The organism is Rufibacter hautae, assembly GCF_008271695.1.
Lineage (GTDB): Bacteria > Bacteroidota > Bacteroidia > Cytophagales > Hymenobacteraceae > Nibribacter > Nibribacter hautae.
Genome location: NZ_VKKY01000001.1, coordinates 984,422 through 999,669, shown reverse-complemented (window position 1 = coordinate 999,669; position 15,248 = coordinate 984,422). Strand labels below are relative to the sequence as shown.

The 15,248-nt window shown below is 54.9% G+C and carries 7 protein-coding genes; 3 read left to right on the top strand and 4 right to left on the bottom strand.

What is annotated here, in order from left to right; all coding sequences use genetic code 11:
• Positions 1 to 3: 3 nt before the first annotated feature.
• Positions 4 to 1,875 carry a sodium:solute symporter family protein gene (locus FOA19_RS03815; protein ID WP_149089450.1) on the bottom strand — a complete coding sequence of 624 codons (1,872 nt, stop codon included), beginning with the start codon at positions 1,873 to 1,875 and terminating at the stop codon, positions 4 to 6.
• Between the two features lie 55 nt (positions 1,876 to 1,930).
• A complete protein-coding gene (locus FOA19_RS03810) occupies positions 1,931 to 3,094 on the bottom strand; it encodes a glycoside hydrolase family 26 protein (RefSeq protein ID WP_149089449.1) in 1,164 nt (387 codons plus the stop codon).
• A 522-nt stretch (positions 3,095 to 3,616) separates the two neighbouring features.
• On the opposite strand from FOA19_RS03810, the gene FOA19_RS03805 reads away from it, so the two are divergent.
• Entirely contained in the window at positions 3,617 to 4,489 is an 873-nt protein-coding gene (locus FOA19_RS03805; RefSeq protein WP_149089448.1) for an AraC family transcriptional regulator, read from the top strand.
• Positions 4,490 to 4,634: 145 nt separating this feature from the next.
• Here the strand turns inward: FOA19_RS03805 and FOA19_RS03800 are convergent, their stop codons facing one another.
• A complete protein-coding gene (locus FOA19_RS03800) occupies positions 4,635 to 5,639 on the bottom strand; it encodes a glycoside hydrolase family 5 protein (protein ID WP_190300273.1) in 1,005 nt (334 codons plus the stop codon).
• 234 nt (positions 5,640 to 5,873) lie between these two features.
• A complete protein-coding gene (locus tag FOA19_RS03795; protein ID WP_223808723.1) occupies positions 5,874 to 8,180 on the bottom strand; it encodes a glycoside hydrolase family 3 N-terminal domain-containing protein in 2,307 nt (768 codons plus the stop codon).
• A gap of 572 nt (positions 8,181 to 8,752) precedes the next feature.
• Here FOA19_RS03795 and FOA19_RS03790 point away from each other — a divergent pair.
• Positions 8,753 to 12,928 carry a hybrid sensor histidine kinase/response regulator transcription factor gene (locus FOA19_RS03790; protein WP_223808722.1) on the top strand — a complete coding sequence of 1,392 codons (4,176 nt, stop codon included), beginning with the start codon at positions 8,753 to 8,755 and terminating at the stop codon, positions 12,926 to 12,928.
• Positions 12,929 to 13,149: 221 nt separating this feature from the next.
• Positions 13,150 to 14,943, top strand: coding sequence for a glycoside hydrolase family 9 protein (locus FOA19_RS03785; RefSeq protein ID WP_149089446.1), 1,794 nt, complete (start codon positions 13,150 to 13,152; stop codon positions 14,941 to 14,943).
• Positions 14,944 to 15,248: the final 305 nt, after the last annotated feature.

The window sequence follows — 15,248 nt, the reverse complement described above, 5'->3', positions numbered from 1 at the left end:
GACTTATGAAACAGAGACTAATTTTCTTTTGAGGGTAGCGGCCACGGAGTCGCCGTCTTTGGGCAGTTTGTCCCACCAGGTTTTCTTCAGGATGACGCTGCACACGAGCAGGATGCCGCAGGTCACCAGAAGCTCGGTGTACATGGTCAGGATGAGGTAAATGGGGAGAAGCGTAAGGCTCATCTGCCACACCACCCCGATGACCACGTTGAACATGTCCAGCACGAAGTTCTTGTTCTCCGCGAACGAGGGGTCCTCGGCTTTCACCTGCTCGGCCACTGGTTTCCAAAAGCCCCAGGGGCGCACGTTGCGGTAGAAGCTTTTCAGGGTTTCCATGTCGGTAGGCGGCGCCATAAAGGTACCAATGAGGCTACCCGCCAATGAAATGAGCAGCAGATACGGGAAGTAGTAGAGGTCCAGGCCCTCGGTGAAGTAAGGGAAGATGAGGGCCGCTACGATGCCCACCAACATGCCCCAGAAGAAGCCGTTGGCATTGAAGCGCCACCAGTACCACTTGAGCACGTTGGCGGAGATGTAGCCGCCGTACAGGCCGGCCACGATCCACTGCAGGAGGCTGTTCACGTCCTTGGCCAGGAAACCCAGGGCCATGCTCACCAGTACCACCACAATACCGGTGCCGTAATTCATGCGGGTCACCGTGGCGTTGGAAGCCTTGGGGTTCACGTATTTCAGGTACACGTCATTCACCAGATAGGCCTGCGCCGCGTTCAGGGTTCCGGCGAAGGTTCCGATGAAGGCCGCCAGCAGACCGGCCAGAATCAGTCCCATAATGCCCGTGGGCGCGAACTTCTGGATGGCGGCGGGCAGGATCCGCTCAAAGTCAATCCCGGAGGCCGACTGCAGGTCCAGTTGGTCGTAGTTCAGGATGGCCAGCACCGTAAAGCCCATGATCATGAGGTAGCGCGTAGGAATAAGGACCACCGACACGAAGGCGCTCATCTTGGCGGCATCCTGCGGCGAGCGGGAGGAGAGGATCTTCTGCATGTCATAGTTAGGCGTAGGGCCGGCCAGGCTGGCCAGGATTCCCTTGAAGACCATGAGCGAGAAGAAGATCCCGAAGAGCGAGTATCCGTCTGACTGGATCTTGGCGTTGACGTCGTCGATGATGCCGGTCCAGTCCATGTTGAGCGTGGCCCCGAAGAAAGGCGTCTTCCACTCTTCCGGCACGTTGAGCGGGGCGGTGTCCAGGTTGTTCATGGCCAGCACGGCCACCACCACGGAGGCGGCGGTCATGATGGCGTACTGCAGCACGTCGGCCCACACAATGCTGGCCATGCCGCCCAGAATGGAGTAAAAGACCGCGAAGAAGGTGAAGAGCATGCCGTAGAAATGCGGCACGAACTCAGGGGAGACGGTAAAAGGCACGTACGGCTGCACCACGGCCCAAGGCACGAAGATCTCCACGAACTTGCCCAGCCCGATGAAACCGTAGGCCAGAAAGCCCAGGCAACTCAGCAAGGCGAAGGCCACCACGATGGCGTGCGACTTGTTGGAGTCTTTGCCGCGCCCGAAGCGGGTGAGCATCCACTCGGCCCCGGTGGTCACGTTGGAGCGGCGCAGCCAGGCGGCCAGGAACATCATCAGGAAGATCTGGTTGAAGGAGGGCCACAGCCAGGGGATCCAGATGCTCTTCAGGCCGTAGACGAAGCCCAGCATCACCATCCACATGGTGCCGGAGATGTCGAACATGCCCGAGGCGTTGGAGAGGCCCAGCGCGTACCAGGGCAGGGTGTTGCCGCCCAGCATGTACGCCTCCTTGTTGGCCTTGGCCCGCTTCTGCAGCACCAGCCCGATGGCCGCCACCGCAAAGAGGTAGAGGAAGATGATCCCGATGTCAAGCGCGGTTAGTTTCATGGACGAGAGTGAAGGTTTGTTGTAGTTGGTGTAGAAGAGGCGGTGTAATACGGTTCTATTTCTTGGCGCCCAGGTTTTCTTGCGGAACCGGTGCGTACAGTTGCTCCTGGGCTACTTTCTTGATGAAGAATACGTTGGGGTTCTGGTAGAAGCTTTTGAAGTCCTGGGCGCTTTTCTGGCCGGGATAAGGAGCGTAGTAATGGTCTGTTCTGGCGTTGCGCCACACCATGACATAAGACAGGCCTGCGTCTTTCACAATGGGGGCGAGCACATTGGTCCACCAATCGGACACAGGCAGAGTTTCCAGACCGGTTTCGCTTAGGGTCCAGACCTTATTTTTCTCCTGGCCAATCTGGCGCAGCGTCTCCACCATCTGGCGGGTCTCTTTCACAAAGGCCTGGTTTGATTGAGCCAATTGGCTGGCGTCTGCGTTGGCCGGCGGCCGGTGGTAGATGTCAAAGCCCACAATGTCTACGTAGTCATCGCCGGGGTAACGCTCCAGGTAATCCTCGCGGGAGGTGAACCGGTCGGTGGAATAGGCGAAGAGCAGGTTATTGGCTTTTTTCTTCCGCAGGTAATCCACGGTGAAACGCCACATCTGCTTGTATTCCTCGGGGGAGCAGTGTTTGCGGCCCCACCAGAACCAGCTGCCGGTGTGCTCATGCAGCGGGCGGAACACCACCGGGATCAGCTCACCGTTGGGTCCTTTGAGGCTCTTCATGTAACCGGCCAATCCGTCTAGCCAGGATTTGTAACGCTTCATTGCTTTTTTGTCCTGGAACAGGTGCTGGATGGTAGAATCTGCCGCGTCCCAACTGGTTTTGCCCGGGTCTACGGGGTTGTTCAGGTGCCAGCTAAAGGTATTCAGGCCGCCTTGGGCGTAGACTTCCTGGGCGTACTCCCGCATTTTCTGGAACGGAACGCTGTCCAGGTTCATGGGCTTGCCTAGTTCCAGGTGGCCCAGTTCCCAGCCCACTACCGCCGGGTATTCGCCCACCACCTCTTTCACGTCTGAACGTCCGGGCTCGTATTTCCACCCAATGCCGTAGGCCAGCGCGTCCTGATGCCCGAACATGATGCCTTTCTGGGAGAGGCGTTTCAGGTTGGCGTACAGGTTCTTGGTGGCCTGGGTCGCTTTCTTGTTGATAGGTAGTGCCTGCCCTAAAGCGGTGAGTTGCGCAGTCAACAGAAAAAGGAAGGCCAGTAGAATTCTAGTCATATGTTCTGTTTGGTAAAGGCTTTGAATTTAAAAGACCGAAATCGTGGTTTTTAATCGGCGAGCTTGCCCGGTGTTTAAGGTCTTTATGGTTTTCTCTTGATTTCTGCCTAAGCGAGTGCATGGCTCTTCGCTACTTTACAAAACTAGGTAGTTTTTCTGCAGGGTTGTAGTACTATTTTATCGTTTATTTGATGGAATATAGCCCTTCCATGTGCCAGCTATGGAAGAGGAGTTTTTGAAGGCGTTTTTGTTGAATGTTGCAAGAACTATAATAGAATAGCTTGAAATTGACTAATTGTTGCTGATTTTACTAATAGCTTAAACAAATCAAGGGTTGGTTGATGGTCTGTTTTGCTTTGACCAGATATGGTGGTAAATAGTTGTCTCGGGGAATTTAGCTGTAGTGATGGCTTTCTAGGTAATTGAAGGGGGTGACAAGGTGTCAACAGACTGGTATTTTTTTAACGTTCTGGAGGCGGCTTTAAGCAAAAATGTGTAAATTGACCATATAATTCAGTTCTTATGAGTGCAATTTATCGTGAGATTACCCCTCTGACGCAGAACGACTGCTTTACCCTGTTTTCCAGGGTGAAGGAGGAATTCAACTTTCCGCTTCATTACCACGAGGACTTCGAGTTGAACTTTGTGTACAACGCTGCCGGTGCCAAACGGGTAGTGGGCGACCACGTGGAGATCATTGATGACCTGGACTTGGTTTTGGTGGGAAGCAATCTGCCGCATGGTTGGTTTACGCACCAGTGCAAAAGCAAGGAGATTGAGGAGATCACCATTCAGTTCCACCGCGATCTGCTGGATGAGAAATTCCTGCGCCGGAACCAGTTGAGCTTCATCAGGGCTTTGCTGGAGCGCGCCAGCAAAGGCATTTCTTTCTCCCGTGAGATAAAAGAGGCGTTCAGGCCCCGCCTGAAACAACTGACCCAGAAAGGCGGCTTTGACTCGGTGCTGGAGCTGATCTCCATCCTGCATGATTTGTCCATCTCGCGCAACATGCGCACGCTCTCCAACAGCTCCTTCACCTCAGACCAGTTCAACTACTACAGCCGGCGCATTGAGAAAGCGTTTGAGTACATGCAGACCTACTATGACAAAGAGGTTTCCCTCGCCGATGTGGCCAAAGTGGTGAACATGCCCGAAGTCTCTTTCAGTCGGTTTATTAAAAAACGGACCGGAAAAACCTTTATCGAGAGCCTGAACGAGATCAGGCTAGGGCACGCCTCGCGCATGCTCATTGACACCACCGAAACCATCTCGGAGGTCTCTTTCAAGTGCGGCTTCAACAACCTCTCTTACTTCAACCGCATTTTTCGGCGCAAAAACGGCTGTACGCCCAAAGAATTCCGGCAGAACTACTCCGGCTCTCGGGTGTTTATTTAATACAAAACCAAAGCTCCGTTTCAAGGCCGATTTTCTTAAAACAGGCCCTAAACACAACGGCAGGCCTTCTTCTTGAAAAGCAGAAATCCCCGCGTAAAATGGTTTACGTGGGGATTTCTGCTAATAGCTGGTTCGAACAACCAGGTTAAGGCTGCGTTTTCTCCTGTTTGGCTTTCTCCAGAAGTTGCTGCCGCACCAGTTGCCCCGAGGCGCTGATGTTGGCTTCGGCCCACTGACCAGGGGCGTTAATACCGGGTTTCAGGGCCGAGGCGGCCTCGTCTTTGTTGGCTACCGACCAGTTGCACCACGAGATCTGGTGCTCGTCCAGGAAAGCCCACCAAGCTATAGACTCTGCCTCATCCACCTTTCCGTTGCCGTCGGCGGCGCAGGTCCCGAACTCGGTCACGAACAGCGGCGCCCCTTTGGCGATGGCTTTGGCGGCAATGTTGCGGAGCTCCTGTTTGTGCGTGGCGGCGTAGTAATGCAAAGTATAGGCGATGTTGCGCGCGTTGATGGGGTTCTCTGCGGCCTCGTCTACCCGCTGAGACCACATTCTGGTACCGCAGACAATGACGTTGTCGGGGTCATGCTTCCTGATTTCCTGGATGATGGTTTCGTGGTAAGGTTTGATCTGGGTGGCCCAATCGGCGTCTTCCAGAGGCTCGTTGAACGGCTCGTAGATCACGTTGGGGTACTCCCCGAAGCGCTGGGCCATCTCGCTGAAGAATGCTTTGGCCTGCTCAGTGTGCTTGTGCGCCTCATGGTCGTGCCAGTCAATGATGACGTAAATGCCTTCCTTGATGGCGGCTTCCACCACCGTGATCACCTTCTGCTTCTCGGCCTCGGGGTTCTTGAGGTAACCGCCCATGTCTACGCCTATGGCCGCCCGCACCACGGTATTCTGCCAATCGTCCTTCAGCCACTTCACCGTAGTTGGGTTGTAGAAACTGCCCTGCCATTGGCTCCAGAAGAAAGACATGCCCCTGAGCTGCACCGCTTTTCCGTTCTGGTCCACCAAGTGCGTGCCCACAATACTCAGTTGCCCGTGTTTCTCCACCGGCGTCTGCACCGCGGCAGGCTTGTCTGGCACGGTGCTTTTGCACCCAAAACACACGGTTGCCGCCAGCAACAGGACGAAAGTGTGGCGCAAAAAATGCTTAATAGGGTTCATGTTTCTTGGGAATTGGTGATATGAGATTTGATGATTTGATTCAAAAGTGACCTGCCGGTTTTATCTATTGGTTTCAAGGCCGATTTTTGGAAAACAGCCCGGAAACAGCTATCTGCGGCAGGTGAGGCTTAAGCTAAAAGAAACAAGCTTTCCGTTTTGGGGCTGTTTTTTAGAAAAATGCCCTAAACGGAAAGCTTGTTTACAGTGAGTCAGTTATTGGAGAGTTATCACAGTTTTCTGGTCGCCTACCATCAGGTCGAAGGCGCCGGGCTCCGTTACCCATTTGCCGGCCTCGTTCACGAAAGCCAAATCTTTAGCCGAAATAGTGAAGCTCACTTCCTTCTCCTCGCCGGGCTGCAGCGACACTTTGGAGAAAGCTCTCAGGCGGCGGGCGGCCGGGGTGATGCTGGCGTACTGGTCGTGGCTGTAGAGTTCCACCGCTTTTTTACCAGCCTTGCTGCCGGTGTTCCGCACCTTCACCGTTACCTTCAGGTTATCGTTGTTGCCGAAGGTGGTTTTGTCTACGCGCAGGTCAGAGAAAGCAAAAGTAGTGTAGCTCAAACCGTGTCCGAACGGCCACTGCGGGTTGAAACCACGGTTACCGGCGGCATTAGGAATATCCTCCCGGATGATCTCGGTGCCTTTGTGGTCGTAGGTCAGCACGTCGCCGGAGAATCTTGGGTACGTGAACGGCAGCACGCCGTCAGGGTTGTAGTCCCCGAAGAGCACATCGGAAATGGCTGCAGCCCCGAAGGTAGCCGGTCTGTAAGCCATCACAATCGCATCGGCTAACGGCTCTACCGAAGAAAGCACGCGTGGTCTGCCTTCCAGCAATACAATGATCACCGGTTTACCGGTTTCTTTGGCGGCTCTCACCAGGGCCAGTTGGTTTTCCTCTAAGTCAAGGTCATCAATCACGCCAGGGCTCTCGGCGTACGCTTTCTCGCCTAAGCAAAGCACGATGGCTTGCGCCTGGGCGGCGTCTCTTTTCAGCTGGGCCACGTTGTAGTTGGCCGCATTGGCGAAATCAGCCACAGAACGGGAAATCACATTGTTCTTCCCGATCTCCGCCACCAAGCCTTGCACCAAGGTTTTGGCTTTGGTTGGATATTGCGTTTCATCGGTTCCTTGCCAGATATACGACCAGCTGCCGTGCAAGGCCGCCAGGGTGTTGGCGGTTGGGCCGGCTACCACAATCTTGGAGGTCTTCTTAAGCGGCAGCACCTGGTTGTTGTTCTTCAGCAGGGTGATGCTCTCCAGGGCAGACTGCAGGGATACCTGGTCAAACTCAGCCTTGTGAATGGTGGTTTTGAGGGCTGCCTTTGGTCTCACTTGCTCAAACAAGCCCAGTTTTTTCTTAAGAGCCAGAATGCGGCGCACCGAGGTGTTGATGCGGTCTTCAGAGATGGTGCCTTCTTTCACCAAAGCCACCAGGTGGTCATAGAAAGAATAATCGGTGGGGACCATGCTCATGTCCAGCCCGGCTTCTACGGCCATTCTCACCGCTTCTTTAGGGGTGGCGGCCACTTTATGGCGGGTGTGCAGACGAATCACGTCTTCCCAGTCAGAGACAGCCACGCCCTCAAAGCCCAGTTCGTTCCGTAGGATTTGGGTCAGGTAATACTTGCTGCCGTGTACCGGAACGCCGTTGATCTCGCCGGAGTTGATCATGACGGTAGAAGCGCCGGCTTCCACGGCCGCTTTGAACGGCGGCAGGAAAACCTCGCGCAGCATCTGCTCCGGAATGTAGGAAGGCGTGCGGTCTTTGCCGGTAGAAGGGTAGGAGTAGCCCAGGAAGTGCTTCATACAGGCGGCCACGGTGAAATCGGGGCCTTTTCCGTTCTGCTCATACCCTCTGATGGCGGCGGCGCCCATGGTTTTCACCACAAACACGTCTTCGCCGAAGGTTTCCTCAAAGCGCGGCCACAGCGGCTGACGGCCCACATCCAACACTGGGTCAAAGTTCCACGGAATACCGGCCGCCCGCGTTTCCAGGGCGGTGATCTGGGCCAGGCGGTTCACCAGCTCCGGGTTACGGGTGGCGGCCATCCCGATGTTGTGCGGATACAGGGTAGTACCGGCCAGGTAGTTGTTCCCATGGATGGCGTCAATGCCGTAGATCACCGGAATCTTCAGGCGGGTCTTGTCGGTCACGTCATGGATGGCATTCAGGACGGTGTGCCACTCGTCAATGGTGTAGGCGCGGCCCTTGACGTTCAGGATAGAGCCGATGTGGTGGTTCACCAAGACCTGGCGCAGCTTGGCGGTGTCTACCGTGGCCGCTTCAGTGTCTTTCAGGATCAGGTCAATGGTGAGCTGCGTCATCTGCCCTACTTTTTCCTCCACGGTCATTCTGGAGAGCAGGTCCTCAATCTGCTGGTCGCGGGCTTGGGTGGCCGGAGCGGTGCTGGTGGCCGCAGACATAGAGGCTTCTGGTTTGGCAGACTGCCCCGTCTGGGTAGAACTGCAGGCTTGCAGCCCTAACGCCAAGACCAAAGCCATTGGGGTAAGGTATCTCATTGTTTTCGGTTGTTTGATTTTGTTCAGATAATCCCCTGCCTTGGAACGCCCAAAAACAGGGATTGTACAAGTATAAAGCATCTTTTTGAGGAGTCCTGCGGTGGTGGGCCATTCTTAACAAATGAACCACCAAAAGGAAACATTTGATACTTCCGGGGCGCGGCCAAAGGCGGTACCTTTGGCCAGGTGGGAGGTTTGGTTCTGGCCCCAGTGGTTGACATTCTTTCCGCGGCCTGAGCAAAAATTGGGGTTCTGTTAGCAAAGTCGTAACTTTTGGGAGTTTAAAGCCTAAAATGTCAAGCTTGTGTTTCAGGCCTGTTTTCTGGAAAACGGCTAAAAAGCTTTGGTTGGCCAAGGAACGTTTTGGAAGGTTGGTCTGTGTTGGAGGGGTTAGAATGATAACTGCCTTTTGCCAGTCTGAAGGGTTTTGTTTTAGCGCCAGTTTTCTGAAAACAGGCTTAAAAGGCCGAAGCAAAAGAGGTAGGCGCCGCCCGCCGGTGCAGGATCAAAATGAAGAACCGAACCTCAGGACAGGGGACGGTATTGGGGTAAATATCCGCTGAATATCAGGTATGGGATTGAATAGATGGTTAGTGGTAATGCTGGTGCTGCTGGGGTCAATGGCCCGGAAGGGACAGGCGCAGGCACCGGGGCAGTTCAGGTTTTCGTCGATAGACATGGACCAGGGCTTGTCCAGCAACCAAGTGAAGTGTTTCTTGAAAGACAGCCGCGGTTTCCTGTGGGTGGGGACCGTCTCGGGCGGGCTGAACCGCTATGACGGAAATAAACTCAAAGTCTACAAATCCCAGTCCAACGACACCACATCCCTCATCAGCAACGATGTGACCAAACTGCTGGAAGGCCCCGATGGCCGCATTTGGGTGCAGACGTTCCAGGGCAGCTGCATCTTTGACCCGCAGACCGAGCGGTTTTACCGCAACCAGCAGGCTTTCCTGAAGCAGTACAAACTGCCGGCGAGCAGCGTGGTGCAGGACATCCTCAAAGACCGGGAGGGTAACTTCTGGTTTGTGTTGGCTGGCCAGGGACTGGTGAAATACAATGTGCGCAACCGCACTTCCATCCACCTGAAGCACGCGTTCTCCGCCAAAAGCAGCCTGAGCACGAACAACCTATCGGCCATAGGCCAGACCTCCCGCGGCGATATCTGGATGGTGCACCAAAACGGCCTCCTGGAGCGGCTGGACGGCAAAACCCTCAAGGTGGTAGAGCGCAACGATGACATCTACCGCAAGTACAGCCAGGAAACCCAGGACTACGCGCTCACTGTGGACAGCGCCAATGACCTGTGGCTCTACGTGCGCGAAAGGGAGGGCGGCGTCTACTTTTACTCCAGCGCTGGTAAAACGCTCCAGCATATCCACAAAGACTCTCCGGGGCTGAAACTCAACAACAATATGGTGCGCGGCATCATTGAAGGCGCCCCGGGTAAGATCTGGGTGGGCACCGACCACGGCGGCATCAACGTCATCGACAAGCAGAACTCCACCGTGCAGTACATCCGGCACAATTGGGATTCTGACCAGAGCCTCGCCGATAACAGCATCCACTCTTTATATAAAGACAGCGAGGGTATTATCTGGGTGGGAACCTTCAAGAAAGGAGTCAACTACTACCACCAGAACATCATCCGGTTTCCGCATGTCAAGTCCCACTCCTCGGTGCCCGGCAGCCTGCCTTTTGATGATGTGAACGCCTTCGCCGAGGACGCGAAAGGCAATCTCTGGATTGGTACCAACGGCGCCGGTCTGCTGTATCTGGATCGGGCCACGGGCCAGTACACCCGCTACACGCACAATCCCAAGGACGCTTCCAGCCTTTCCAGTGACATCATCGTGAGCCTGCTCCTTGACCGGAACCAGAAGCTGTGGGTGGGCACTTACCTGGGCGGCCTCTCGCGGTTGGAGGGCCAGAAGTTCGTCCATTACAAAAATGAGCCGGGAAACCCGCAGAGCCTGGCCGATAACAACATCTGGGAACTCTACGAAGACACCCAAGGCAACCTCTGGATTGGCACGCTCAGGGGCGGCCTGGACCTCTTTGATCCGGCGCTGAACGGGTTCATCCACTCCAAAGGAGGCGCGGGCAAATTCCCCATCCACTGCGATTACATCAGTTCCATCACCGAGGACCGGCAGGGCAATCTCTGGGTGGGCGGCGGCTACGGCATTGACGTTTTCAACAAGGAAACGGGCAAGAGCACTTTCTTTCTCCATGACCCCAAGAACCCCAAGAGCCTCCTCAGCAACAACATCACCTTTATAAAAAGAGACAGCCGGAACAACCTCTGGATTGGCACCACCGAGGGCCTTGACCTGTACAACGACCGCAATAACTCCTTCACCCATTTCACGGTCAAAGACGGCCTGCCCAACAACTCCGTCACCACCATGCTGGAAGACAAAAGCGGCAACCTGTGGGTGAGTACCCACAACGGCATCGCCAACGTCATCATCAAGAAAGAGGGGCAGGGGTACCGCTATGATTTCAGGAGCTATGACGAGCAGGACGGGTTGCAGGGCAAAGCCTTCAATGAAAACGCTGCCCTGGTCACCCGCCGCGGGGAGTTGGTCTTTGGCGGCTCCAACGGGTTCAATCTTTTCACGCCCGGCCGCATAGAGAAGAACAGGGTAGCGCCCAAGGTGGTGTTCACCGATTTTCAGTTGTTCAACAAGAGCCTGGAGCCCAACCAGCCTTTCAATGACCGCGTGATTCTGGAGAAATCCATCTCTGACACCCAGGAAATCACCCTGGAACATGACGAGAACGTGTTTTCCATTGAGTTCGCGGCCCTGAACTTCATCCACCCCGAGAAGAACCGTTACCGCTACAAACTGGAAGGCTTTGACAAGGAGTGGCACCCCATCACCGATGGCAACCGGAAAATCACTTATACCAACTTGGACCCCGGCGAGTATGAGTTCAAGGTGATGGCGGCCAACAATGACGGCGTCTGGACCCCAACCCCGGCCACCATGAAGATTACCGTGCTGGCGCCTTTCTGGCAAACGCCCCTGGCTTTTCTACTGTACGCTGTGGTGATAGTGGTAGGACTGGTGCTAATCCGGCGGATAGAACTCAAAAAAGCCATCGCCAGGTTTGAGATGGAGCAGGAGAAAAGGGAGGCGCGCCAATTGCACGAGCTGGATATCCTTAAGATCAAGTTCTTCACCAACGTGAGCCATGAGTTCAGGACGCCGCTCACGCTTATTCTGGCGCCCATTGAGAAACTGCTGAAAACCACTTCTGACCCTGAGGTGCACCAGCAGTACCAGATGATCAACAAGAACGCCCGGCGCCTCTTGAACATGGTGAACCAGCTGCTTGATTTCAAGAAGATGGACGTGGAGGATATCAAACTCTCTCCTTCTGAGGGCAACGTGGTGGCCTTTGTAGAGGAAACCGTCCAATCTTTCGGGGACCTTTCTGACAAGAAGCATATTTCCCTTTCTTTCCAGAGCACCGTGCCCGAACTGCACACTTCCTTTGACAAGGATAAACTGGAGAAGATCCTGTTCAACCTGCTGTCCAACGCCTTTAAGTTCACCCCGGAGCACGGCCGTATCTCAGTAGAGCTGAACTGCCACAACAATGACTCTTCTTCAGAAGGAATCAAGATTCTGGAGATCAAGGTGAAAGACAGCGGTATTGGTATTGCCAGGGAGAACCACAAAAAGATCTTCGAGCGGTTTTTCCGCGATACGGTGCCCAGCCACATGGTGAACCAGGGCAGCGGCATCGGGTTGGCCTTGGTGCAGGAGTTTGTGAACCTGCACGGCGGCGTGATTACTGTGGAGAGTGCCCCCAACCAGGGAAGCTGCTTTACCGTGACCATCCCGGTGAAAGAACGGAGCAAGGCCCAGGCCGACCAAGAGACTGCGGTAGAAACCCAGGAGACTGTCCAGCCCGCCGAGGCAGAATCCTCTAAACCCCAGAAGCCGGTTTTCGCCGACAACAAACCCGTGGTGCTGGTGGTGGAAGATAACGATGATTTCAGGTTCTACCTCAAAGACAGCCTGAAACCGCACTTCAACATCCTGGAGGCCCGTGACGGAAAAGAAGGCTGGCAAAAGGCGCTCTTCCACCTGCCCGACCTGATTGTGAGCGACCTCATGATGCCCGAGGTAGACGGCATGGAGTTCTGCAAAAAGATCAAGGCCGACCCCAGAACCTCACAGATTCCGTTTGTCTTGCTAACCGCGCACGCCTCAGACGAGAAAAAACTCAAAGGCCTGGACGTAGGCGCCAACGATTACCTCACCAAGCCCTTCAACTTTGATATGCTGCTGTCTCGCATCAAGAACCTGATCTCGCAGCGGGCGCTGTTGCAGAAGGTGTTTGAGAAGAAGATAAGCGTGCAGGCCAGCGAGAACGAGATCGTGTCTCTGGACGATAAACTCATCCGGAAAGCCATTAAATACGTGGAAGACAACCTGTCTAACCCAGACCTGTCGGTGGAGGAGATGAGCAAGGAGTTGGGCGTGAGCCGTGTGCACCTGTATAAGAAGATGATGGCCATCACGGGGCAGTCGCCGGTGGAATTCATCCGGAAGATACGCCTGCAGCATGCGGCCCAGTTCCTGGAGAAAAGCCAGTTGACTGTAGCCGAGGTGGCCTACAAGGTGGGCTTCAACAACCGGAAATACTTCACCAAATACTTCAAAGAGGAATACAACATCCTGCCCTCGCATTACGCCGAGAGCCGCGAGAACGAAAAAAAGCAGTCCTAAGCCGTTTTATGTCTGTTTTCTAACAATCAGGCAGTAAACACACCGCTGGCTGGACACGGGTTAACCAAACGGGAACAGATTTGAAACATTTGGTGTACCCCGGCGCGGGTGGGCTTGCCTATCTTAGCCAACCAGAAAACAGCCTTTCGTTACCAGTAAAAGGCTGCATCTTCCATGTCTTTGCCTCTTCGGGCAGAGGCCCTACATTGAAAAGAACAACCATGCGTCATCTCTACAAGACCTTGGGCGGAGCCCTGCTCTGCCTCTCCTTCTCCTGTGCTCAGGCGCAGAAACCATTGTCCAGCCAAGAAGCCATCCGCCTGAATCAGGTCGGTTTTTATCCAAATGCCTCCAAAATAGCCGTAGTGGTAGGCGAGAACAAAGGCGGCAAATTCTTCGTGAAAACCGCCGACGGGTCTAAAACGGTCTTCACCGGCCAACTCTCCGAGGTAAAAGCAGCCGAGCTCTCCGGCAAGCCTACCCGGGTAGCCGATTTCAGCGGTTTCAGCGGCAATGGATTTTACGTGCTGGAGGTTCCGGGTGTGGGCAAGTCGTACCCGTTTGAGATCAAGTCGCAGGTGCACGGACCGGTGGCTGCCGCGGCCATCAAAGGCTTTTACTTCCAGCGCACGGCCATTGACCTGCCGGAGAAATACGCCGGTAAGTGGCATCGGCCGGCCGGCCACCCAGATGACAAGGTGCTGGTACACCCTTCGGCAGCCTCTGCCCAGCGCCCAGCCGGAACGGTGATATCCTCCACCAAAGGCTGGTACGATGCCGGGGACTACAACAAATACATTGTGAACAGCGGTATCACCATGGGCACGCTCTTGTCATCCTACGAGGATTTCCCCAAGTTCTACGCGGCCCAGAAACTGAACATCCCCGAGAGCGGAAACACCGTGCCCGACCTGCTGGACGAGGCTCTCTGGAACCTGCGGTGGATGCTCACCATGCAAGACCCCAATGACGGCGGCGTGTACCACAAATTGACCAATCCTGCTTTTGACGGGATGGTGATGCCCCATGAAGCCACTAAACCCAGATATGTGGTGCAGAAAGGAACCGGCGCGGCGCTGAACTTCGCGGCCGTAATGGCCCAAGCCAGCCGCGTGTACAAGAACTTCCCCAAGGCCTTTCCGGGCCTGGCAGATTCCTGCCTCACCGCGGCTACCAAAGCTTGGGAGTGGGCGCAGAAGAACCCCAATGTGGCCTACGAGCAAGACGCCATGAACAAGAGCTTCGACCCGGATGTGACCACCGGTACCTACGGTGACAGAGACTTCAGCGATGAACGTCTGTGGGCCGCCGCCGAGCTGTACACCACCACCCAGCAAGACAGTTACTACCAGGCCGTGAACATGCTGCCCGATGCCAAAATGCCGCTGCCCAGCTGGGCGCAGGTGCGTCTGTTGGGCTACTACACCCTGCTGCGGAACAAGAACCAGAAAGGAGCCGCCCAGAAAGACCTGCCGGAAATCAGAAAAAGACTGCTGCAGTCCGCCGATGACATGGTGACGGGTGCCGCCAGTGCATCCTATAGAATGGTGATGGGCCGCGCGAAGGAAGATTATGTGTGGGGCAGTTCCTCAGTGGCCGCGAACCAGGGCGTGTTGCTGGTGCAGGCTTACCAGCTTACCGGTGACAAAAAGTATCTGCAGGCCGCGCTCTCCAACTTGGATTACCTTTTGGGCCGCAACGCCGTGGGGTACTCTTTTGTGACCGGTTTCGGGGAGAAATCCACCATGCGCCCCCACCACCGTCCTTCCATCGCCGATAACGTGGCGGAGCCGGTGCCGGGGCTGTTGTCTGGCGGTACCAACGGCAACGCCAACAAGCAGGACAAATGCGAAGGCTACACCGCCACCTCCCCCGATGAGATGTACCTGGACGCCGACTGCTCTTACGCCGCCAACGAAATCGCCATCAACTGGAACGCCCCGCTGGTGTACCTCACCGGTGCCATGGAGGCCCTGCAGCAGCAGGCTGGTTTTGCCGCAAAGAGCGCGAAGTAACCAAAGCAGTTCTTCTATAAATGGCTTATAAGGCTTCAAGGGTAGGAAATGGTTTCTGCCTTTGAAGCCTTTGCTTTTACAATTTGCTAAATTGTTTTATCTGGCTGCAAACTGATTTTCTGTAGACGTTTATGACAAAAATCTGGCAAGAAAACAGTATACTTGAAGATTCTATGAACAGAAGGTTGCTACCACCTAACGGTTACTTTTCTGAAGGATAGGAGGCAACACGGAGGCGGCTGGTTTTACGCTCATTTTTAAGGAAATCGCCTTAAAACGGATTTCCGCCAGGAGCAAATAGGGGA